Source organism: Alloalcanivorax mobilis (assembly GCF_002864685.1).
Taxonomy (GTDB): Bacteria; Pseudomonadota; Gammaproteobacteria; order Pseudomonadales; family Alcanivoracaceae; genus Alloalcanivorax; species Alloalcanivorax mobilis.
This window is the reverse complement of the sequence record NZ_NMQZ01000043.1, coordinates 1-20,341: the sequence shown is the minus strand read 5'-3', so window position 1 is coordinate 20,341 and position 20,341 is coordinate 1. Positions and strand designations below refer to the sequence as shown.

The 20,341-nt window shown below is 65.4% G+C and carries 20 protein-coding genes; 7 read left to right on the top strand and 13 right to left on the bottom strand.

The features are described 5' to 3' along the window. Positions 1–121 precede the first annotated feature (121 nt). Positions 122–1,240 carry an acyl-CoA dehydrogenase family protein gene (locus CGS25_RS16520; RefSeq protein ID WP_232802453.1) on the bottom strand — a complete coding sequence of 373 codons (1,119 nt, stop codon included), beginning with the start codon at positions 1,238–1,240 and terminating at the stop codon, positions 122–124. A 381-nt stretch (positions 1,241–1,621) separates the two neighbouring features. Between CGS25_RS16520 and CGS25_RS16515 the strand changes: the two genes are divergently transcribed. Together CGS25_RS16515 and CGS25_RS16510 are read left to right on the top strand one after the other, a co-directional pair. Then, the gene (locus tag CGS25_RS16515; RefSeq protein WP_232802452.1) at positions 1,622–2,740 is read left to right on the top strand and encodes a GGDEF domain-containing protein; all 1,119 of its coding nucleotides are present in this window, start codon (positions 1,622–1,624) and stop codon (positions 2,738–2,740) included. Between the two features lie 83 nt (positions 2,741–2,823). Then, positions 2,824–3,354 (top strand): YecA/YgfB family protein, encoded by a 531-nt coding sequence (locus CGS25_RS16510; protein WP_089032340.1) that lies wholly within the window; start codon positions 2,824–2,826, stop codon positions 3,352–3,354. A 169-nt stretch (positions 3,355–3,523) separates the two neighbouring features. On the opposite strand, the gene CGS25_RS16505 is transcribed toward CGS25_RS16510, so the two are convergent. After that, positions 3,524–4,063, bottom strand: a complete 540-nt coding sequence (locus CGS25_RS16505) for a hypothetical protein (RefSeq protein WP_101676131.1) — start codon at positions 4,061–4,063, stop codon at positions 3,524–3,526. A 21-nt stretch (positions 4,064–4,084) separates the two neighbouring features. Continuing rightward, positions 4,085–5,653 carry a GMC oxidoreductase gene (locus tag CGS25_RS16500; RefSeq protein WP_101676130.1) on the bottom strand — a complete coding sequence of 523 codons (1,569 nt, stop codon included), beginning with the start codon at positions 5,651–5,653 and terminating at the stop codon, positions 4,085–4,087. Positions 5,654–5,956: 303 nt separating this feature from the next. Here CGS25_RS16500 and CGS25_RS16495 point away from each other — a divergent pair, with 303 nt between their 5' ends. Beyond that, on the top strand, positions 5,957–6,196 hold the full coding sequence (locus CGS25_RS16495) for a hypothetical protein (RefSeq protein ID WP_089034517.1): 240 nt from the start codon (positions 5,957–5,959) through the stop codon (positions 6,194–6,196). A gap of 44 nt (positions 6,197–6,240) precedes the next feature. Here CGS25_RS16495 and CGS25_RS16490 read toward each other — a convergent pair whose 3' ends face one another. The 3 genes from CGS25_RS16490 to CGS25_RS16480 form a co-directional block, all read right to left on the bottom strand. After that, positions 6,241–7,113: a carbon-nitrogen hydrolase family protein gene (locus tag CGS25_RS16490; RefSeq protein ID WP_101676129.1), complete on the bottom strand. Its 873-nt coding sequence runs from the start codon at positions 7,111–7,113 to the stop codon at positions 6,241–6,243. Positions 7,114–7,165: 52 nt separating this feature from the next. After that, positions 7,166–8,458: an MFS transporter gene (locus tag CGS25_RS16485; protein ID WP_157933856.1), complete on the bottom strand. Its 1,293-nt coding sequence runs from the start codon at positions 8,456–8,458 to the stop codon at positions 7,166–7,168. 154 nt (positions 8,459–8,612) lie between these two features. Continuing rightward, positions 8,613–9,383: a nitrilase-related carbon-nitrogen hydrolase gene (locus CGS25_RS16480; protein ID WP_232802451.1), complete on the bottom strand. Its 771-nt coding sequence runs from the start codon at positions 9,381–9,383 to the stop codon at positions 8,613–8,615. Between CGS25_RS16480 and CGS25_RS16475 the strand changes: the two genes are divergently transcribed. After that, positions 9,295–10,452, top strand: a complete 1,158-nt coding sequence (locus CGS25_RS16475; RefSeq protein WP_232802449.1) for a LysR family transcriptional regulator — start codon at positions 9,295–9,297, stop codon at positions 10,450–10,452. The genes CGS25_RS16480 and CGS25_RS16475 overlap by 89 nt on opposite strands. 23 nt (positions 10,453–10,475) lie before the next feature. Here the strand turns inward: CGS25_RS16475 and modC are convergent, their stop codons facing one another. The 6 genes from modC to CGS25_RS16445 all read right to left on the bottom strand — a co-directional run bounded on the left by modC (position 10,476) and on the right by CGS25_RS16445 (position 16,043). Further along, the gene (gene modC / locus CGS25_RS16470) at positions 10,476–11,522 is read right to left on the bottom strand and encodes a molybdenum ABC transporter ATP-binding protein (protein ID WP_101676125.1); all 1,047 of its coding nucleotides are present in this window, start codon (positions 11,520–11,522) and stop codon (positions 10,476–10,478) included. After that, on the bottom strand, positions 11,519–12,193 hold the full coding sequence (modB, locus tag CGS25_RS16465) for a molybdate ABC transporter permease subunit (RefSeq protein ID WP_408608735.1): 675 nt from the start codon (positions 12,191–12,193) through the stop codon (positions 11,519–11,521). The genes modC and modB overlap by 4 nt, the downstream gene beginning before the upstream one ends. Beyond that, positions 12,193–12,915, bottom strand: coding sequence for a molybdate ABC transporter substrate-binding protein (gene modA, locus CGS25_RS16460; protein ID WP_101676123.1), 723 nt, complete (start codon positions 12,913–12,915; stop codon positions 12,193–12,195). The genes modB and modA overlap by 1 nt, the downstream gene beginning before the upstream one ends. Positions 12,916–12,987: 72 nt before the next feature. Continuing rightward, complete coding sequence (gene trhO, locus CGS25_RS16455; RefSeq protein WP_101676122.1) at positions 12,988–13,926, bottom strand: oxygen-dependent tRNA uridine(34) hydroxylase TrhO; 939 nt, start codon at positions 13,924–13,926, stop codon at positions 12,988–12,990. Then, positions 13,923–14,255 carry a BolA family protein gene (locus CGS25_RS16450; RefSeq protein ID WP_101676121.1) on the bottom strand — a complete coding sequence of 111 codons (333 nt, stop codon included), beginning with the start codon at positions 14,253–14,255 and terminating at the stop codon, positions 13,923–13,925. Before CGS25_RS16450 ends, trhO begins: the two co-directional genes overlap by 4 nt. Positions 14,256–14,519: 264 nt before the next feature. Further along, positions 14,520–16,043: a carboxylesterase/lipase family protein gene (locus tag CGS25_RS16445; protein WP_101676120.1), complete on the bottom strand. Its 1,524-nt coding sequence runs from the start codon at positions 16,041–16,043 to the stop codon at positions 14,520–14,522. A 210-nt stretch (positions 16,044–16,253) separates the two neighbouring features. On the opposite strand from CGS25_RS16445, the gene CGS25_RS16440 reads away from it, so the two are divergent. Next, complete coding sequence (locus tag CGS25_RS16440) at positions 16,254–16,565, top strand: poly(hydroxyalkanoate) granule-associated protein (protein WP_089032353.1); 312 nt, start codon at positions 16,254–16,256, stop codon at positions 16,563–16,565. 174 nt (positions 16,566–16,739) lie between these two features. Then, complete coding sequence (locus CGS25_RS16435; protein ID WP_089032354.1) at positions 16,740–17,795, top strand: AraC family transcriptional regulator; 1,056 nt, start codon at positions 16,740–16,742, stop codon at positions 17,793–17,795. Here CGS25_RS16435 and CGS25_RS16430 read toward each other — a convergent pair. Further along, positions 17,737–18,882, bottom strand: coding sequence for an NAD(P)/FAD-dependent oxidoreductase (locus CGS25_RS16430; RefSeq protein WP_089032355.1), 1,146 nt, complete (start codon positions 18,880–18,882; stop codon positions 17,737–17,739). The genes CGS25_RS16435 and CGS25_RS16430 overlap by 59 nt on opposite strands. Positions 18,883–19,086: 204 nt before the next feature. Between CGS25_RS16430 and CGS25_RS16425 the strand changes: the two genes are divergently transcribed. Beyond that, positions 19,087–20,067 (top strand): malate dehydrogenase, encoded by a 981-nt coding sequence (locus tag CGS25_RS16425; RefSeq protein WP_101676119.1) that lies wholly within the window; start codon positions 19,087–19,089, stop codon positions 20,065–20,067. The last annotated feature ends 274 nt before the right edge of the window (positions 20,068–20,341 follow it).

Below are 20,341 nucleotides of genomic sequence, written 5' to 3'. Positions count from 1 at the left end.
CGCTTCGGACGTTTGTCCGTACGCAAAGCTGTAATGCGAAGACGCAAGACCTGTTTTGATCCTAGCGTCCGGCGTCCGGCGTCCGGCGTCTAGCGTCTAGCGTCTAGCGTCTAGCGCAAAATCAAACCATCACCGCGCCGTGCAGGGCGCTCAGGCCGCGCAGGTTGCGGTAGTACATTTCCAGGGGGTAATCGCGCACGAAGCCGGCGCCGCCGAACACTTGCACGCCATTGGTGCCGATTTCCATCGCCTTCTCGGTGGCTTGCAGCGCCGCCAGGTAGGCTTGCCGATGGAAAGAAAGCCCCTGCTCGGCGCGGCTGGCGGCGCGCCAGACCAACAAGCGCATGCCTTCGATCTCGATGCCCATGTTGGCGATCATGAACGCCACCGACTGGCGCTGGGCAATCGGCTCCCCGAACGCCTTGCGCTCCAGGGCATAGGGCACGCATTGCTCCAGCACCGCCTGGCAGCAACCCACCGCCAGGGCCGCCTGACCCAGGCGCGCCAGTGCCACCAGCCGGGTCAGGTCGAAGTGTTCCAGGCGATGGCCGGCGGGCACGGTCACGTCCTCCAATATCAGGCTGCCCGGCTCGGCGGCCCGCAGGCCCATGTAGTCACGCCGTTGCCGGCTCATGCCAGCGCGATCCGCTTCCACTAGAAACGCCGCCGGGCCGTCCTCGGCGACGGCGATCACCAGAAACAGTTCACAGCGCTCCACCAGAGGAATCAGGCTCTTTTCCCCGTTCAGCAGGTAGTCCTCGCCCTGGCGGCGGGCGGTGGTCGCCGGCGCGCCGGGATCGAAAGTCGCACGCGGCTCGCCCAGCGCCACCGCGGCCGGCACCAGCGTCTCGCTGGCGAAGCGCGGCAACCAGGCCTCCTGCTGGGCGTCGCTGGCGAAATCGATCAACGCGTTGACCAGCCCCAGTGGCTGCAGCGCGGCCAGTGCCTGGCTCATGTCGCCCTGGCCCAGATCTTCGCAGGCCAGCACGTTGCCCAACGGCGAGCGCGGCAGACCGGCGCCACCGAGGGCTTCCGGCATGCTCATCAACGGCAGGCCAAAGCCGGCCACCGCGTCCAACACCGCCGCCTGAGCGGTGCCTGCCTCGTCCGCCGAGCGCGCCAGCGGTGCCAGGTCACGGGCCACGAAACGGCGCATCCCTTCGCGGCTGATGCGCTGCTCCTCGGTAAGGCGCAGATCGAGAGGCGGATCGGCCAGCGCCGCTCCTTGAGTGTCATCCATCGCTTCCATCCCTTGCTGGCCGTGGCCGCCCTGGCAGCCCGGCTTTGAGTCATTGCGCGGGCCACCTGTTCGAGGAACGGCGGGCCGGCATTCAAACGTTCGTTTAACAGCCTGAGTCTGTCATCGAGTGGTCTGACCGGCAAGTCATAGCGTTGATTTAAATCGCCGCGCCGCTACTCTTGGACGGCCATGGCATTTTGCCATGTCGGGACGGGCCGATACGTTGACCGGACCGGGCATGGCAACCCGCGGGCCGAGTCAGGTACGGCCGCGGGTTGGGACGCAGGCAGCACGTGGGGCGGGCTTTTGCCCTGGCGGAACACGTGCTCGCGCCCGTGCGGAGCGTGCGGAGAGTGGGGGGCGACCACTGAGGATCGGGCATTGAGCACTGAATTTTTCCTGTTTGCGGATCATCGTCCCGAGCGCGCGCTGCGCCTGCGGCGACTGATGATGGCCATCTATTCGTACGCGTTGATGTGGCTGGGCACCTGGCTGGGCGCCGAATTGTCGATTCTCGACCCGCGCACCCCGCATTTGTTGATTTTCGGCACCCTGTGCGCTCTGAACGGGCTGTTCTTTATCGCGATTCGCACCGGTTTCAGCGAGCGCTTCCACGACCCCAGCTTGACCATGGTGCAGATGCTCGCCGGCATCGTCGTGATCACCCTGCTTCTTCATCACGCCCGCGAGCTGCGCGGCGCCATGCTCAGCCTCTATCTGATGATGATGACCTTCGGGGTGTTCTCACTGAACCGCCGCCAGCAGGTGCTGATGGCGGCCACCGCCCAGGTCGCCTTCACCGGGCTGTTGATTTACGAATGGTTGCGCACGCCACTGCAGCAGATTCTCACCCTGTCCCTGAGCCAGTGGAGCATTCTGTTGCTGATTCTGTGCTGGTTCGTGTTCATGGGCGGCTACATTCATAACCTGCAGCAGCAGTTTCGAGCCCAGCGCGTATCGCTGCGCCAGGCCCACGACCGGCTGGCCCGCATCGCGGTGCGCGATGAGCTCACCGGCCTGTTCAACCGCCGTCACTTTCTGGAACGCCTGGACGAAGAGTTAATGCGCCACGACCGCGGTGGCCCGCCGGTGCATCTGGCGCTGATCGATCTGGATCATTTCAAGCGCATCAACGACAACTACGGCCACCGCGCCGGCGATCAGGTGCTGCAACGCTTCGCCACGGTGGCGGGCCAGTGCCTGCGCCGTTCCGATGTGCTGGCCCGCTACGGCGGCGAAGAGTTCGTGATATTGTTCCCACAGGCGGATTATGCGGATTGCGAGGCCGCCATCACCCGGCTGCGTGAACGCTTCGCCGCCGAGCCCTACCGGTTCGATACGGGTTTGCGGGTCACCCTGTCTTGCGGCCTCGCCGGGCACCAGCGCCAGGAGTCCGCCGCCACCTTCATTGACCGGGCCGACAAAGCCCTCTATCAGGCCAAGGCCGGCGGGCGGAACACCCTGCGGCGGGCAACGCCGGCGCCGGACCATTTCGGATGACCCCGCAAGCCGGTATGCTGGCGCCGCCCGCGCGTCATACCGGGCCAGAAACCTCGGAATAACGCCGCCAACAGGAGAACCACGTGAGCGCCATCAGCAACCCGAAATTGAAACAGACGGTGGAAAGCTACTTCGCCGGGCAAGACGACGACGCCCCCACCTGGGTGGAACTGCACGGCCTGATCTGCGCGCTCGCCGTGGGCCCCTGCGACGGCCCCGGCGACTTCGCCGCCGCCCTCGAGATGGAACTCGATGAGCCGGTCACCCAGGCTCTCGAAGAGCTGCGCGCGCGCACCATCACCGACATGCTCTCCGGCGAACGGGTGATGCTGCCTTGCCTGCTCGACCCCTACCGGGAAGAAGACGGCGCCGACCTGGCGTCCTGGTGCGCGGGCTTTCTCAGCGGCATGATTCTTCACGAAGAGCGCTGGTACGGCGAGCAGGAAGAAGACGTGGCGATGATGCTGCTGCCGGTGATGCTGATCTCCGGGCTCGACGACGACCCGGCCCTCGACGAACTGTGGAACGACACCGCCCTGGTGCGGCAAATGGCCAACGGCCTCCCCGATCTCCTCGAAGAACTGCTGCTGCATTTTCAAGGGCCGGAAGGCTGAGCGCGGTAGCCAACAAACGGCCCCGGCCTGCTCGTCTGAGGCACAAACCATCAGGTTCGGGGCAAAACGGCCGCGCCATTCGGCCAACACATTTCGCGATCAAGGATCGCTCCCACAGCGGCTCCGTAGCAGGCCCGAGCTGCATCCTGAATCCTGTAGCCCCTTCCCTTTATTCCTCGCGCAACGACAAATGACTGATGTCCGGCGCCGCCGGTGGGGTGTCATCGCGCAGCGTCTCCAGCTCGGCGCCAGGCTCGGCGATTGAAAGGTGTTGGGTGTCGGGCATCGCTGGCGGCGGCGGGCGCCGCCGGGTGTCCAGGTCACTGCCGGGCGCCGCCACTTCGAATCGGCCGGTAAAACCGGTGCCACCGGTGCGCAGTGTGCCCACGGTTTGCAGATCGGCGTGATCGGTGTCGGCGGCCGCCGCGCTTTGCCGGGGCTGCGGAGCGACGGGCGGCGGCGTGGCGGCGGCGCTCAACGGGCGCAGCTCGCAACGCGCCCCGGCCTGGCGCAGCGCCACCTGGAACTTGCGCGCGGTGCTCTCGTCGGCGTTCTTCTTGACCACCAGCGGCTTGCCGGCGAGCAATGCCCGGGCCTTGTCCGGTGGCATTTTGAACAGGCGCGCCAGCGTTGCCGCCACCTGATCCGGGTCGGCGCCGGCCAGGGTGTCACCGGTCAACGCCACGTCGAAGCGAGGCTCGGGATTCATCTCGTTCTCCTTAAAGCAAGCTCAACGCCATTCGCCGGCGGCGTGCTCGGCCAGCGCGGCAATGGTACGCGACGGATTCAGCCCCAGTGAGCGCGGCACGGTGGCGCCGTCGATCACGTACAGGCCAGGGTAATTGAACACCGCGCCGGCGTGATCGACCACTCCCTGCTCCTGGCTGTCGGCCATGTTGCAGCCGCCCAACGGATGGGGCGTGACCAGATTCTTGAACCAGCGCCAGGTGGCCGGGGTCATCGCCCTGCCCCCGGTGGCCTGGGTTAATGCCAAATGGCGATCGGCCAACCCCTGCACCGCCTTGCGCGCCTTGCGGTAATCCCATTTCAAACGCAGGCGGTCCCGCTTCCAGGGCGCGTACCAGCGCCGTCCCAGGGAAAAGCGACCGCCGGGGTCGTCCATCGCCTGGCCGAACCAGGGCATCATGCGCGCGAACGGGCTGCTGTCCTGGCCGTACTCCAACAGCGCCGCACCCAGGCGGGTCTTGCTGAGCCTGGGGTGATGGGCGGCGTGTTCGAGCAGGTTGCCGAGAAAATCCGGCAAGCCGCCGTCTTCCACGAAATAACGCGCTCCGTTTTCATCGCCGTCCAGATAGTCGATGGCCGAGGTAATGGTGGGCCCACGGGTGGGATCGATGTGGCGTTCGTCATAGAACGCCGGGGTAAAGAAATCACCGTTGCTGCTCCAACGCCGGCCCAGGGCACGGCTCAGTTTCGGCAGCGTCTTGTACTGATCCCGACAGCGCAGCAGCAGCTCGGTGGAACCGACGCTGCCGGCGGCCACGATCACCCGGTCGGCGTGCAGCCGCCGCCAGGCACGCGCGTCCAGATCGCGCACGCCCACCTCAAAACCGCCGCCCTGCAGCGGCCGCACCCAGCGCACATGATGCAGGGCGCGCACCTCGGCGCCGTGTTGCTCAGCCTGCGCCAGGTAGTTGAGATCCAGGGTATTCTTGGCCTGCACCGGGCAGCCGATGTCACAATTGCCGCAGTGCACGCAGGTGCCCTGTTGTTGCCCCTGATCGTTAATCCAAGGCTTGCTGTGACCATAGCCGTAGGCGTTGTCGAGCCCCGCGTGCCAGTCCGGGTCGAAGGTGATCGCCTGGGGCACCACGCGAAAGCGCTCGCCGTCGCCCAGGGCCACGGCGGCGTCGTGCATCAGCCGGGTGCGCGGCGTCCATTGGGTGTCCGGCAGGTTCTGCACGTTGAGCATCTTGCCCACGGTGCGGTAATGATCGCGCAGCGTGTGGTAGCGGATCGCCTCCGGCCAGCCCTGCTCGAACACCTCGGGGTGGGCCTCCACGCTGACGTTGGCGTAGATCAACGAGCCGCCGCCAACGCCGGCCCCCAGGGCAATGCTCATGTCGCCGAAATAACGGAAATCGAGCCAGCCGTTTTGCGTTTCCGGCTCGTCTTCATCCCACAGCCAATGGCTCTGGCTGACGCTGGGGTAGTCCGCCGGCAGCCAGCGCCGGCCGCGCTCCAGCACCAGCACCTTCTCGCCGCGCTCCGCCAGCCGGCAGGCCATCACCGAGCCGCCAAAGCCACTGCCGATAATCAGTGTGTTCACCCGTTCCATGGTGGTTTCCTTTTGTTTTTTTGAGGGCCATAACCGGCGCTACGCCGCTGGCGATCCACCCCGGAGAAAGCATCGCGGCGACGCAACAACCCTTTGCGCTGGCGTGTCAGCGCGTTGCGTGAACCCGTGCCCGCCAATGGTGGCACGGTCCGGGCCACCTTTCTTATCAACCACTTGCACCATAATGTGAAAGTAAAATCCTGTCCATTCAGCGGCCTATCCAGTATCCTTGCCGGCCGTTTTTATGTCGCTTCCCCACGTCTTCGTGGAACAGCCCGCCCCGGCGTGGATCAGATGGAAAACATGGAACAGATCGACTTCGTTGACCAGCAGCACAGCCGCCCCGCCCCGACCTCGCGAACCCGGGGCCGCAAACCGGGCAAATCCGGCGGCGCCCGCGACGGCCACCGGCGCCTCACCGCCGACATCCCCAGCGACCTGCACAAACGGCTGAAGATGCAGGCGCTGATGGAAGACCGTTCGGTGACCGAGCTGGTGGTGCAGGCGGCGGAGTATTACCTGAGAAGAACCCAGCAACGCTGATCACCGGCGGCGCTCACCCGCTTTGTTGTCTCAGCCCTGTTGTCTCAGCTATTGCGATCCGCTTCGGACAGCCCGCTGACAATCCGGCCGTAGAGATCGGGCCGCCGCTGCTCAAGCAGGGGGTAGCGGTTGCGCATGGTGTCAATCAGCGTCAAATCCAACTGCGCGGTCACCACCCCTTCCACGTCCGATGCCGTCGCCACCACCGTGCCCCAGGGGTCGGCGATCATCGAGCGGCCGACAAAACCAATGCCGCTCACCGGCTCGCTGCCGACCTGTCCCGAGGCCACCAGGAACACCTGATTCTCGGCGGCGCGGGCGCGAATGAAAAATTCCCAGTGATCAAGCCGCGGGCTGAGAAAAGCGGAGGCGCAAACGATGATGCGCGCGCCTCCCAAGGTCAGCACCCGATACACTTCCGGAAACCTCAAGTCCGAGCAAACCGTGACACCCAACGGGCCAAGCGCGGTCTCGAAAACCGGCAGGTCGTTACCGGCCTCGACTTTATCCGACTCGCGAATGCCTCCGGAAATGTCCACCCGGTTGGGCGCATCGAACAGGTGCGTTTTGACATAAGAGCCGAGGATTTCCCCATTCGGAGCAATCACCGGCGTCAGGTTCTGGTACCTGCCTTGCGGTGTTCGCGCATACATTGAGCCAATAATGTGCAGCCCGTGCTCACGGGCTTTTTCACTGAGCAGCGCGGTGGTGGGGCCCGGCACCGGCTCCGCGATGTCTTTATAGAGGGTGTCGGAGGAATAGCCCAGCCCGGTCCATACCTCCGGCAGCACCACAAGCTGTGCGCCCTGGGCGGCGGCGCGGTCGATCAGGGCGAGGCAGGTCTTGATGGTGCCGTCCTTGTCATCGTCGCGGGCCGTGAACTGAACACAGGACACCGTTACCGTGGAAGTCGTCATGGAAATATCTCCTGTCTGTCGTTATAGGGTGCTCCCGGACCAAGGCATGTGGTTAAAGCGGGCGCCGGTAAGTCTCCGGCATGCGCATCACCGCGAAAAACACGCAGGCGGCGAGAACCGCCATGTACACCGCCGGCGCCAGCAGGCTGCCCGTGGCGGCGACCAGCCAGGTACTGAACAGCGGCGCGGTGCCGCCAAAAATCAGATAGGCGCCGTTATAGCCGATCGAAGAACCGCTATAGCGAACGTGGGTCGGAAACAACTCCAGAATGGCAATGCCAAAGGGCCCGAAAAAGACGCCAAGGGTTAATGCCAGCACACTTTGCCCGGCCACGGCACCGCCCAACGAGCCGGTGCCGGCGAGCAGATAAGCCGGCACCGCCACCAGGGCGCTGGCCGCGGCGCTCCACATCATCACCCGCCGGCGCCCGATGTGATCGGAGACCCAGCCGCCCAAAGGCATGGCGAAAAACGCCACGGTCAGAGCGATGCTGTTGGAAATCAGCGCGGCGTTGGAACTGAGCCCCACGGATTCGCGCAGATACGTGGAGAAGTAACCGGTGAGGGTATAAAAGCCCAGCCCCGCCAGCGAGGACATGGCGAAGGCGAACACCATCGATTGCCGGTACTCCTGCACTGCCTCGCGCAGCGGCGAGCGCGATACGCCCTGCTCCGCGCGGGTGCTCTCGAAAACCGGCGACTCGGCGATGCGGCTGCGAATATACAGCCCGACCAGGGAAAACACCCCGCCAAGCAGGAACGGAATCCGCCAGCCCCACCCCTGGTAATCCTCGGGGCTGAGCACATTGGTCAGCAGCAGAATAAACAGGGCCGCGAAAATCGCCGGCAGATTGGCGAATGAGTAGGTGAAACCCACGTAGCTGCCGCGCCGGTCACTGGGTGCGTATTCCGCCACCAGAGCGTTCGAACCCATTGCTTCGCCGCCCGCCGACAGGCCCTGGATAAGCCGGAACACGATCAGCAGGATCGGCGCCAGCACGCCGGCGCTCTGGAAGGTGGGCAGCAAGCCGATCGCGCCGGTGGCGCCGCCCATCAGCAGAATCACCACGGCCAGAACGCTGCGCCGACCCAGGCGGTCACCGATATGACCAAACAACAGGCCACCCAGCGGGCGCATTAAGAACGACACCGCGTACACCGAGAACGTCGCCAACAAAGAAACCGCGCGGTTCTCGTCTGGGAAAAAGAGTGTGGCGATCAGCGACGCGGTATAGGCGTAAACAACGAAGTCGTACCATTCGACAAACTGGCCAATCGCCGCCGACGTGACCACTTTGCGCCGGTCGGAATGCGGTTTCTTATTTTGCGGCTTATCATCACTCATGTGTTTCTCCTGCGCCGGCACCACCAGCATGGTGTCGCCGGCTCAATGTTTTTTTAATAATGGTTTTCGGCGAATCCGGTGGAAGCGTGCTGCCCATCCGCCTGGCTCGCCGACAAAGGCGTTCTATCGATTCACAACGCTCGGGCAAGCGGCATCACGGTGCCGGCTGAACGATTCGGTAGCGGCGATGTTCAAGACAGGGCAACACGTCTCGCACCGCCGCCAGGCGATCGGCATCCAGCGTCGCCAGGGCGAGGCCATCGCCGTCCGGCACCGCGCCGATGGGGATGCCAGTGGGGTCCAGCACCATGCTCAGGCCCACGGACAAGGGCGCCGGCTGACACGAGGCGGCAACGAAGCAGGTGTTCTCGATGGCGCGGGCCTTGATCAGGGTTTCCCAGTGAAATGCTTTCGACGGCCCGGCCACCCAGGCGGACGCGACCAGCAGAATTTCGGCGCCCTGGTCGACAAGCAGACGGGCGATTTCCGGAAAACGCAGGTCATAGCAGTTCAGCAGGCCGAAGCGGAAGCCGCCCAGTTCGAAGGTGGTCAGTTCGCCGAAATCCGGCGCCAGCGGCGCGCTCTCATTCTTTAGCGATTCCTTGTAATCGAAGGCGTCGTACAAATGCAGTTTCTGATACTGTCCCAGCAGATCGCCGCGCGGGCCGACCGCGATCAGCATATTGCGGGCCAGGCGCGCCGCCCCGGAGCGGTAGGTGCCGATCACGATGGCAATGCCCTGCTCGGCGGCGATCTCGGAAATACGCGCTTCAAAGGCCTCGCCGTACTGATCGGCGGCCGTGGCGATCTGTTCCGCGGAGGCGGAAAAATCGTACATGGTGGCCTCGGGAAAAAGGATCAGGCTGGCGCCCCTGGCCGCTGCCTGCGCCGCCATTCGTTTTACCGCGCTAATATTGTTGTCCACGTTCGCGGTGCCGGCGATCTGGGCAACCGCCACCGTTATCGTCTTCGTTGTCATGAATTCTCCCGCGTTGACGCACTCCCGGGATTTGACAACAATGACAAAATCACGTCCAAGACCAATTCTGGCGGATTTGATAACACACGGGCATCAATGCATGAGCTCCCTCAATCTCAGCAGGCTGCGTTACTTCGTCACGGTCGCGGACACATTGAATTTTCGGCAAGCGTCAGAAATTTTGAATGTGGCGCAACCGGCGATCAGCCGCTCGATCCAAATGCTCGAAACGGACCTGGGATTCAAATTACTGGATCGCACCACCAGGCGGGTGAACTTAACCGTGGCCGGCGCCGCGCTGGCCGACGACGCCAGAGAAGCCCTGCAACTGCTTGAGCGCTCGGTTCGCCATTCACGCCGGCTGGCATCGGGCCAGGCCGGTGAGGTGATCCTGGCCTATTCGGCACAGGCGGCACAGGGGCCCATGGCCGACCTGGTGGTCGAGTTTCGCCATTCCCACCCCGGTACCGCCGTCAGCCTTTATCAGATGTCTTCCGATGAGCAGAGCAAGGCGCTGAAAGCCGGGCAAATCGATCTCGGCCTGATGCTTTCGGCGGCCTGCGATGCCTCGATGAACCATCTTCTGGTTTGCCACGAGCCGTTCGTGGCGCTGGTGCCCGAGAGCCATCCGCTTGCCCACCGCGACGCCATCGCTCTCCGGGAATTGCAGGGCCTGGACTTCGTCGCCGGCACACCCAAGCGCTGGAGCACGTTTCTGTCATTGCTGAATGAGGTCTGTCAGGGGGCCGGCTTTTTACCGACCGTCGTGGAAGAAGCCAGCGACGTGCCGGTGCTTATTCGCCTGATCGCCCAGGGTCGCGGCGTCACTTTGTACGGCGCGTCGATCACCACCATGCTGCCGCCCGGGGTGGTGGCCGTCCCCATCAGCGACCGGCATGCGTTCTTCGATATCGGCGTGGTCTGGGACAACAAGCACATCTCGCCGCTGGCCGGGGAGTTCGTGGCGTTTTTGAATACCATGGTCGGGGCACGGCGTGCCGCCGATTGCCCATAGAAACCCTCTCCAGAGCGCGCCGGCTACACCAGCGCCGCGGCTTTGATCTGAGCGAACACCCCCACCCCCGGCGCCAGCGCCAGCCGTTCACAGGAATAACGGGTCACGCGCGCCAGCAGCCACTGCTGCTCGCACAACAGACGCACCAGGCATTGGCCCTGCCCCAGATCACGCACGCTTTCCACGCTGGCGGGCAGGATGTTGAGCACGCTGGAATCCTCCGCCGCGCTCAGTGACAGGCTCACATCGCGGGCCGCCACCCGTAATCGCGGGGCCTCACCACGCGGACCGGTCGCCGGGATACGCAGGCTCTGTTCGCCAATGCGCAGCTCCAGCAGATGATGCTCGCGGTGAAACGCCACTTCCCGGGTGCGCAATACCACGGCGGCGTCCTGGTGTTGCGCCAGCGGGCTGTCCGGCCCGGCCAGCGCATCGGCGAGCGTTCCCTGGGCACGCAGCCGGCCCTCTTCGAGCCACCACAGATGCTCGCCCAGGGTGATCACCTCATCGAGCTGATGCGTCACGTACAGCACCGGGATGCGCTCGGCGATTTCACTGATCACCGTCATCAGCGCCTGACGGCGGGCCTGATCCAGCGCCGCCAGGGGCTCATCCAGCAACAGCAGCTGCGGGTCACTGAGCAGGGTGCGGCCCAGGGCCACGCGGCTCGCCTCACCGCCGGACAACTCCCGCACCGAACGCCGCAGTAACCCGCCCAGCTCCAGCCGGCCCACCACCCGGCGCCACAGAGCCTGGTCGGCGCCGGCGCGGCGCGCGGCGAAACGCAGATTGCCGGCCACATCCAGGTGCGGAAACAGGGTCGGCTTTTGCAGCATCAGCCCCACCGGGCGCTGGTGCGCGGGCAAGCTGTGTTGTTCGTCCTGCCAGAGGGTGTCGCCGAAACGGATCAGCCCGCGCGACGGCGCCAGCCCGGCCATCGCTCGCAACAGCGTGCTTTTGCCAGCACCGGACGCGCCGAACAGAATGGTCACGCCACGGCGCGGCAAGGCGGCGTTGGCGCTCAGATGAAAGGCGCCGCGCTGTAGGCGCAGATCCACGGTCAGGCTCACAACGGGCTCCCCGGCCGGCGCTGCCAGCGAAACACCGCCCACAACAACGCCACCGAAAGCACCACCAGCACCATCGCCAGCCGCCCGGCGCTGGCGTAATCGCCGGCTTCCACGTGCTCATAAAGCGCCACCGAGGCAACCCGCGTCTCGCCGGAGAGGCTGCCACCGATCATCAGCACCACGCCGAATTCCCCCAGGGTATGGGCGAAGCCGAGCACGGCGGCGGAAAAATAGCCCGGCCGGGCCAATGGCAGCACCACGTTGATAAAGCGATCCCGGGGAGACGCGCCCAACGATGCCGCCATGTCCAGGGTGTCCCTGTCGATCGCGGCGAAGGCGTTCTTGAGCGGCTGCAGCACAAAGGGCAACGAGTACAGCACCGAGCCGATCACCAGGCCGCTGAAGGTGAACGCCAGGCTGTGCGCATTCCCCAGCCCGGCCAGCGCCCCACCGGGCCCGCGCGGGCCCAGTGCCAGCAACAGGTAAAAGCCCAGCACCGTGGGCGGCAGCACCAGTGGCAACGCCAGCAGTGCTTCAAGCAACGCCTGGCCGCGCCGGCGATGACGGGCCAGCCACCAGGCCAACGGCGTGCACAGAGCCAGCAGCACCACCGTGGAGATCAGCGCCAGCTTGACGCTGACCCACAGCGCCAGCCAGTCCGCGCTCGGCATCAATCGCCGTCCACCGCGTAACCGGCGCGGCGAATACTCTCCCGCGCCGACGCACTGAACAGATAGCGATAAAAGCGTGCCGCGTCCGGGCTGTCGGTCAGCCGTACCGCTTGCTGGATGATCGGCTCATACAAGCGCGCTGGCGGCAACCACAGGCTGCCGCCCTGCCCCAGCACCTGGCTGTAGGCCACGAAGGCGGCCTGGGCGGCGCCGCTGTCGGCGAAGTGGAAGGTTTGCGCCACGTTCTCGCCACGCACCAGGGTCACGCTGTCGGGCAGCGCCAGGGTGGCGATCACCGCCTCGGCGGCCACGCCGTAGGGCGCGGTGCGGGCATTGGCCAGGGCCAACGGCGACAATTGGCCGCTGTTCAACAGCTCTGGCCCGAGGTCCAGATTCGCCTTGCGGCTCCACAGCGCCAGCCGGCCCAACGCGTAGGTTTGCCGCGACCCGGCCTGCGCCAGGCCTTCGTTCTCCAGCTCTTCGGGGCGGCGCTGGTCCGCCGCCAGAAACAGATCAAAGGGGGCGCCCTGGCGGATCTGCGCCGCCAGCTTGCCGGTGGAAGCCACCGTGACCTGGATGTCCGCCTGGGGGTGGTCGTGGCGGTAGGCGCTGACCAGTGCCCGCAACGGCACCGCGAAGTTGGCCGCCACCGCCACCCGCACGGGCGCGGCACAAGCCAGGGATTGCAGCAGCAACAGCGCCGCCGCGAACAGGTATCGCATCGTCGTCCGCCTTGTTTCTGACATCATCGGGCAGCGGCCCCGAGCCGCCATACGGCAGGGAGCCGGCGCGATTTAGCCCGGCTCCCTGGGGTCTTGCCCGCGGTGCGCCTCGCCACGCTGGCGGGCCAGATCGATTTGCTTTTGCCGTTCGGCGAAGCGCGCCTTCTGCTCGGCGCTGGATTCATCGTGGCAGCGCGGGCAGGACACTCCCTGGCGATACAGAGGCGAGGCCTTGTCCTGCTCGGAAATCGGCCGCCGGCAGGCATGGCATTGATCGTAGCCGCCCGGGCGCAGGTGGTGGTCCACCGTGACCCGCTCGTCGAACACGAAGCACTCGCCGCGCCACAGGGACGTCTCCGGTGGCGTCTGCTCCAGGTATTTGAGGATGCCGCCCTTGAGGTGGTAGACCTCGTCAAACCCCTGGGCTTTCAGATAGGCGGTGGATTTCTCGCAGCGGATACCGCCGGTGCAGAACATCGCCACCCGCTTGTGCTTGTCCGGGTCCAGGTGGTGTTTCACGTACTCGGGAAACTCCCGAAACGTCTTGGTATCCGGGTTGACCGCGCCTTCGAAGGTCCCCACTTCGTACTCATAGTCGTTGCGGGTATCGATCACCAGTGTTTGCGGATCGGCGATCACCGCGTTCCACTGTTCCGGCTCCAGATAGGTGCCGCGCTCTCCGTGCGGGTCCAGGTCTTCCACGCCCATGGTGACGATCTCTTTCTTCAACTTCACCTTGGTGCGCAGAAACGGGTGCTCGTCAACAAACGATTCCTTGTATTCCAAGCCCTCGAAGCGGCCATCTTCACGCAGCCAGGCAAGCACCGCGTCGATGCCTTCGCGCACTCCGGAAATGGTGCCGTTGATGCCCTCGCGGGCCAGCAGCAGGGTGCCGTGCACATCGTTGTTGAGCATCCGCGACAGCAGTGGCTCGCGCAGGGCTTCGATGTCGTCCAGACGGGTGAAGCGATACAACGCCGCCACCACGATCGAACCCGGTGCCGTGCTCATCGGCCAAACTCCGCATCGTGTTTGCTACCACCCAGGCAATCCGGCGAATCGGCCACCTCACCACCGCGGGCACGCCATTCCGTCACCGTGAACGGGTGCAACGCCAGCGCATGAACCGGCCCGGCCAGTTCCTCCGCCAGCACCTCGTAGAGACGCTGATGGCGACGCACCGGCATCAGGCCCTGGAACGCCTCGGACACCACCACCAGCTTAAAGTGGGTCTCCGAGTTGGCCGGCACACTGTGCTTATGGCTCTCGTTCTCCAGTTCCAGATGCGCCACGGGCAACGCCGTGCGGACTTTGCGCTCAATGGCCTCGGCCACGGACATAACGGACTCCGATTGGGATTCAGGCCGCTATTTTAGGAGGGTTGGCGGGGGGAAGCCAGGGGTGGGCGGGTGGATTCGGAGGCCCGACATGGCACAGGTGGAGGGGGCAGCGAGCGCCGTGCTGCGTGGAGAGGATCGCAAGCTACAAGCCGCAAGCTACAAGGGAAGCTACGTAGCCCGCCTGTAGCTTGAAGCTTGAGGCTTGCAACCCATCGCGACGGCGCCCGTCGATATCCGCGCCCCACCACCCTGCGATTTTACGCCTCAAGCCTTCGGAATCACCGCCTCCCAAAGCCGCTCGGCGTCGTCGTCGAGCAGCCGCGCCATTTCTCCACCGGGGCCGAACTGGTGTACCTGGCGTTGTTCGCTCCAGGCCGGCCAGTCGGCGCCACGGCCGTGGGCGAAATCGCCCCACACCTGCTGGACCCGCTCTGCCAGCGCGCGCGCCTGGTCGGTGCCGCCGGTGAAGAACTGACCCACCGGGGTGTCGGTGATGCCAAACACGAACGGCACGTCGACCACGTGGCAAGCGCCCATCGGCACCCCGAACTGGGTGCTTTCGAAGGTGAACTGGTAGCCGCGAGTGTCCGCCGGGCGGTGCCGGGCCTGGGCGTCGAGCAGTCGAACCGTGGGCACCCGGAACAGGCGATCGGTTTCCATGGCGGAAAACCAGTCCATGTTGCTGCGCTCGGCGTGCGGCGTCACGGTGGCGCGGTAGTACGCCAGCATGCGCTCGCCGTGGCCCGGCAGGGCCCGCTCGAAGCGGCGCAGAATCTCTTCATCGTCGAAGGCGCGCAGCTCATCCAGGGAGGGAAAGCCGGCCATCGGCCCGGCGTACTGAAAGAAGTTCCACTCATCCCGGCAGGCGCCAGCGAGCAGCTCGATGTCGCGCGCCTCGCCGGCGGCAATGGCGTCCACTGGCACCCGGGGCAGCAGATCGCCGTCGACGGTGGGCAGAAACACCATGGAAAACTGCGGCGTAGTGTCGCGCAGGCCGCGCGCGGCAAGCATCCGCTGGGCCTTGGCCTGCGCCGCCAGCCAGGCTTTCGGGTCGGCCTGGCGGATGCGCTCGGCGGCGCCGCCCTCGCCCGGCAGGGCCTCCACGAACGCTTCGGTAATGCGGCGCGACTCCTCGGGCGCGAGCACGAAGTCGCCGCCCCCGGATTGTACGATGGCGCGCTGGAATAGTGGCCGTGCCCGCGGCGTGGCCATCAACGAGGCAACGCTGAAACCGCCCGCGGACTCGCCGAAAATAGTGACCTGATCGGCGCGGCCAGCGAACGCCTCGATATGACGGTTGACCCACTCCAGGGCGGCGATCTGATCGCGCAAACCCAGGTTGGTGTCCGCCTGCAGTTCCGGCGCGATGGCGGAGAAGTCGGCGAAACCGTGGGCGCCCAGCCGATAGGCGGCGTGCACCACCACCACCTTCCGCGTGGCCGCCAGCCGGGCGCCGTTATAGAGCGCCTGGGACACCGAACCGGCGGTATAGCCGCCGCCGTGATACCACAGCATCACCGGAAACGGCCCCTCGCCCTCCGGCACCCAGAGGTTCATGTACAGGCAGTCTTCCCCGGAATCCTCCACCCCCATCAGCGGGTTGCGCGGCTGCACCGACGGCAGTGGGTAGCGGTCGGCGCGCTGCTGATCGCTGCTCGGCGGCAACGGTTGCGGCGCCTTGAAACGGCGCTCCGCCAACGGCGGCAAGGCGTAGGGCACACCTCGGAATTCGCTGACGCCGTTGGCGGACAGCCCTTGATACGCCCCCTGGGGGATCACTACCTTCATTTCCACTCTCCTGCCGGCCGGCCTCGCGGGCCATAAGCCTTGTTTAATTGTTAGACAAGCAACACGAACAAACCGTCAAGCGGGTCTAGTATTCAGGGTGTCCCGCGCTCCACCGGTCATCTGTTGCGTGCGGGATACACCGTAGCTCTGCATACGTTCCATACGTTCCACAGGTTCCACAGGACCCGCAGCGAAAGGAGGCCCTCACCCATGAGTGAAGCCGCAGCGAAAAAGAACGCCGATAATACCTTGATCAACGAACTGAACCAGACCGCCGGCAAGCTTAACAAAGCCGCCCGCGGCGCGCTGGTGCGCCTCAGCGACTCCGGTCAGCAGATCCTGGACGAATTGGTGAAATCCGGCCAGCGCTTCAAGCGCGAAAGCGGCAATGGCGACGGCTGGCGCACCCGCCTGGCCGGCCTTCTGGGTCTGCCGACCCGCGAGGAAATGCACAGCCTGGACAAGAAACTGGACCGCATCAGCCGCAAGGTGAACAAGCTGGCCCGGGAACAAAAGGCCTGATCCCGGCTCACCGCCGGGCGCCCGCCCGGCGTTTCCAGGCCACCCTGACCGGGCCGTCCTGGCCGGTCACTCCGCGTCATTGACTCCCCTGGCCCAGTGACGTTTGCTTATGTGCCGAGCGCCCGATGTGTTTTCTTTTCTTCTTAACGGGCCGCCGCGAACACCAGGGAAGCCATGACACACACCGCCGCCACGCCATTTGCGTCGCTCACCGTTGCCTCATTCTGGATCGAGTACCTGCTCGATGCGGCCTTGCGGGCCGGTGTCGATCTGAGCGATGCGCTGGTGCGGCTGGGGGTCAGCGAGCACGACCTGGAAGCGCCCGGGGCGCGCATTCCCCTGCGGATCGAAGACCGCCTGTTGCAACTCGCCCTTGAGGGCAGCGACGATCCTCTGTTCGGCTTGCACATGGGCGAGTGCATCCGCCCGCGCTTCATGGGCGAGCTCGGCTACGCGAGCATGTCCAGCGCCACCCTGCGTGACGCCATTGAGCTGATGATTCCTTTTGCCCGGGTGACCAGCGAATTCGCCGAGCTGCGCTTCGAATGGCAAGGCCACGACCTGTGGCTGATCTGGGAAACACCGTTCCATGACAGGGTCACCAGCCGCCATCGGTTGGAGGCCTTCTTCGCTGGCGCGGTAGTATTCGGCCGCTGGATTCTGGGCGCCGATAAGGACCCGCTGGCGGTGCACCTGCGCCACCCGCCCCCCGGCGGGGAGCAGGAATACCAGCGCCTGTTCCGCTGCCCGGTGCGATTCAATCAGCCCGACAATGCCCTGGTGATCGACGAAGCGCTGCTGGACTTGCCCCTGCGCGACGCCGACCCGGAGGTCAACCGCCTTTCTCGCTCGCGCATGCAACGCGCGCTCACCCAGTATCTGGCCCGCGACAACCTGCTCGAACAGGTGCGTCTGGAAATCCAGCGGCGGCTGGTGGACGGCGTGCCGCAGCTGGAACGGATCGCCGAGCGGCTGGGCGTCAAACCCTGGACGCTGCGGCGCCGTCTGCGCGCCGAGCAAGCGGACTTTTCCACCCTGCTTGAAGAGGAGCGGCAACGCCTGGCCTGCGACTGGCTGCTGCACAGCGACCGCTCGGTGAATCAGATCGCCCTGGATCTGGGCTATTCCGAGCAGAGCGCCTTCAACCGTGCCTTCAAGCGCTGGTTCGCGGTTACCCCCCTGGCTTACCGTGATCAAGGTCGTGAAAAGGGCCGCCATCAGGGTCTCTAGGAGCGCCACCAGGGGTGGCACCCCGCCAGGCTCGCTTGGTCTGCCCCAGCGTCCAGCCACGGGCGTAACCGCGCAATAGCGTAGGCGCCAGCCCATGGCGCAGCAGCATGCATCCGACTGGCGCCGACCGGTAAAACACCTGAGTCAGCCGTTCCACCTGGCGCAGCTCATCCCGCCAGCGCGCCAGCAGCAGCGGATAGTCTTGAGCACGCCCGGCCAGAATCGCGCTGGCGGCCAGCTGGCCGCTGACCAGCGCGCCATAGATCCCTTCGCCGAGCAGAGCTTCGGTGGCGCCGGCGGCATCGCCGACGAACAGCACCCGCCCGCACAGCGGCGCGCGGCGGGTCAGCCAGGTTCCCAACGGATAGCCGCCGACGTCATCAAGCCGGTCGCAGCCCAGGCTGCGTCGGGCGTAATCGCGCAACGCCTGCAGCGTCGGCCGGGCCCGCTCACGCCGCCATACGTACAGCCCGACATTGACGTGATCGCCCTTCGGAAACAACCAGCCATAGCCCTGGCGGATGGCCCCAAAATCCAGGGTCATGGGCGGATAATGTCGGAGCCGCTCGCGCGGCACGTGCGCTTCCAACGCCAGCGCCCCGGCCCCCGCCTGGCTGCCCTGCAACAGGCGCCGCAACGGGCTGTGCGCGCCATCGGCGGCAATCAGGTAAGCGGCGCGGTAGCGGCGGCCGTCACGCAACTCCAGGACCACGCCCGCGGCGCTCTGGCGCACCGCGCGCACGCCGTTGGCCTGCGTCCAATCGGCGCCCCGTTCACCGGCCCGCTCACGGCACAGAGCGTCCAGCTCACGGCGGTGGGTCATCACGCAGAAGGGCTCGCCCACGGCAATCCGGGTATCGCCACCCGGGCCAGGCAGGTTGAGGGTGCTGACGGTCTCGCGAATCACGCTATCCAGAGCGAACCGGTAGCGGCGCAGCGCCTTGATGGTGAGCCCGCCCGCGCAGGGCTTTTCCCGGCCCTCGCCGGTGTGAATCAGCAGCACCCGGGCGCCGCCAGCGGCCAGATCCCAGGCGGCCGCGCAGCCCGCCTGGCCGGCGCCCGCCACGATCACGTCCCAATGATCCATTGTCTTCCCTTTTCCAATACGCATCGATCCGTGCGCTTGTCGACCACCTACACTATAATGCGCGCCGTCCTCGGAACGTCTGCCCGCCGCTACCCGCGCCAGGCGGCGATCCGGTCCGGGAGCCTGCGTGTCCCGTTATTCCCCGTTATCCGGGGCTGCCCAGGCAACCCTGAGCTCTCCCGACGACTCCAAGGAGATTTTTTCATGAAAGCACCTGTACGCGTTGCTGTCACCGGCGCCGCTGGCCAAATCAGCTACTCCCTGCTGTTCCGCATCGCCTCCGGCGACATGCTTGGCAAAGACCAGCCGGTTATTCTGCAACTGCTGGAGATCACCCCGGCCCTGGAAGCCCTGAAAGGCGTGGCGATGGAGCTGGAAGACTGTGCCTTCCCGCTGGTCGCTGGCATCGTGCAAACCGACGACGCCAAGGTGGCGTTCAAGGACGCCGACTACGCTTTGCTGGTGGGCGCCCGTCCCCGTGGCCCGGGCATGGAGCGTAAGGACCTGCTGGAAGCCAACGCGGCGATCTTCTCCGCCCAGGGCAAAGCGATCAACGACGTCGCCAGCCGCGACATCAAAGTGCTGGTGGTCGGCAACCCGGCCAACACCAACGCCCTGATCGCGCAACGCAACGCCCCGGACATCAACCCCCGCCAGTTCACCGCCATGACCCGCCTGGATCACAACCGCGCCATGGCCCAGCTCGGCGAGAAGCTCGGCAAGAGCATCAACGATGTCAAGAAAATGACCATCTGGGGCAACCACTCCTCCACCCAGTATCCGGATCTGCACCACTGCGTGGTGGACGGCAAAGCCGCCATCGACCAGGTCGAGCAGGACTGGTACGAGAATGATTACATCCCCACCGTGCAACAGCGTGGCGCCGCCATCATCAAGGCACGCGGTGCGTCCTCCGCCGCCTCCGCCGCCAACGCCGCGATCGATCACATGCGCTCCTGGGCGCTCGGCAGCGACGACGGTGACTGGGTCTCCATGGGCATCTACAGCGATGGCTCCTACGACATCCAGGAAGGCCTGATCTACTCCTATCCGTGCGTGTGCAAAAACGGCGACTGGGAAATCGTTCAGGGTCTGGACGTCAACGAGTTCTCCCGCGCTCGTATGCAAGCCACCGAGAAAGAGCTCGCCGAAGAACGCGACGCGGTCAAGCACCTGCTGCCGTAAGCCGATTCGGAAAAAAAAAAGGCGTCCGATGGGCGCCTTTTTTTTGGTTCTTCGCGGATTGGAGGGAATCTGACCGCCAGGGAACATGTCCCATCGCCATTGACGCCCCCTTGGGTGTTCCACTTGATTTGTGGCGTTGCCACTCACCCGGGCCCGCCTTCGACGTTCCAGCCGCAAGCGGCTGGTCTTGCCTGGTTCATGTCAGATTCACACCACTGAGCAACGAAGCCGCTGTGGGAGCGATCCTTGATCGCGAACCGGCGCAGCCGGACGG

Coding starts and splice junctions, on each gene's coding strand:
- CGS25_RS16520 (WP_232802453.1), bottom strand. CDS start 1,240: ATGGATGACACTCAAGGAGCGGCGCTGGCCGATCCGCCTCTCGATCTG.
- CGS25_RS16505 (WP_101676131.1), bottom strand. CDS start 4,063: ATGAATCCCGAGCCTCGCTTCGACGTGGCGTTGACCGGTGACACCCTG.
- CGS25_RS16500 (WP_101676130.1), bottom strand. CDS start 5,653: ATGGAACGGGTGAACACACTGATTATCGGCAGTGGCTTTGGCGGCTCG.
- CGS25_RS16495 (WP_089034517.1), top strand. CDS start 5,957: ATGGAACAGATCGACTTCGTTGACCAGCAGCACAGCCGCCCCGCCCCG.
- CGS25_RS16490 (WP_101676129.1), bottom strand. CDS start 7,113: ATGACGACTTCCACGGTAACGGTGTCCTGTGTTCAGTTCACGGCCCGC.
- CGS25_RS16485 (WP_157933856.1), bottom strand. CDS start 8,458: ATGAGTGATGATAAGCCGCAAAATAAGAAACCGCATTCCGACCGGCGC.
- CGS25_RS16475 (WP_232802449.1), top strand. CDS start 9,295: ATGGTGGCCTCGGGAAAAAGGATCAGGCTGGCGCCCCTGGCCGCTGCC.
- modB (WP_408608735.1), bottom strand. CDS start 12,193: ATGCCGAGCGCGGACTGGCTGGCGCTGTGGGTCAGCGTCAAGCTGGCG.
- modA (WP_101676123.1), bottom strand. CDS start 12,915: ATGCGATACCTGTTCGCGGCGGCGCTGTTGCTGCTGCAATCCCTGGCT.
- trhO (WP_101676122.1), bottom strand. CDS start 13,926: ATGAGCACGGCACCGGGTTCGATCGTGGTGGCGGCGTTGTATCGCTTC.
- CGS25_RS16450 (WP_101676121.1), bottom strand. CDS start 14,255: ATGTCCGTGGCCGAGGCCATTGAGCGCAAAGTCCGCACGGCGTTGCCC.
- CGS25_RS16445 (WP_101676120.1), bottom strand. CDS start 16,043: ATGAAGGTAGTGATCCCCCAGGGGGCGTATCAAGGGCTGTCCGCCAAC.
- CGS25_RS16440 (WP_089032353.1), top strand. CDS start 16,254: ATGAGTGAAGCCGCAGCGAAAAAGAACGCCGATAATACCTTGATCAAC.
- CGS25_RS16435 (WP_089032354.1), top strand. CDS start 16,740: ATGACACACACCGCCGCCACGCCATTTGCGTCGCTCACCGTTGCCTCA.
- CGS25_RS16430 (WP_089032355.1), bottom strand. CDS start 18,882: ATGGATCATTGGGACGTGATCGTGGCGGGCGCCGGCCAGGCGGGCTGC.
- CGS25_RS16425 (WP_101676119.1), top strand. CDS start 19,087: ATGAAAGCACCTGTACGCGTTGCTGTCACCGGCGCCGCTGGCCAAATC.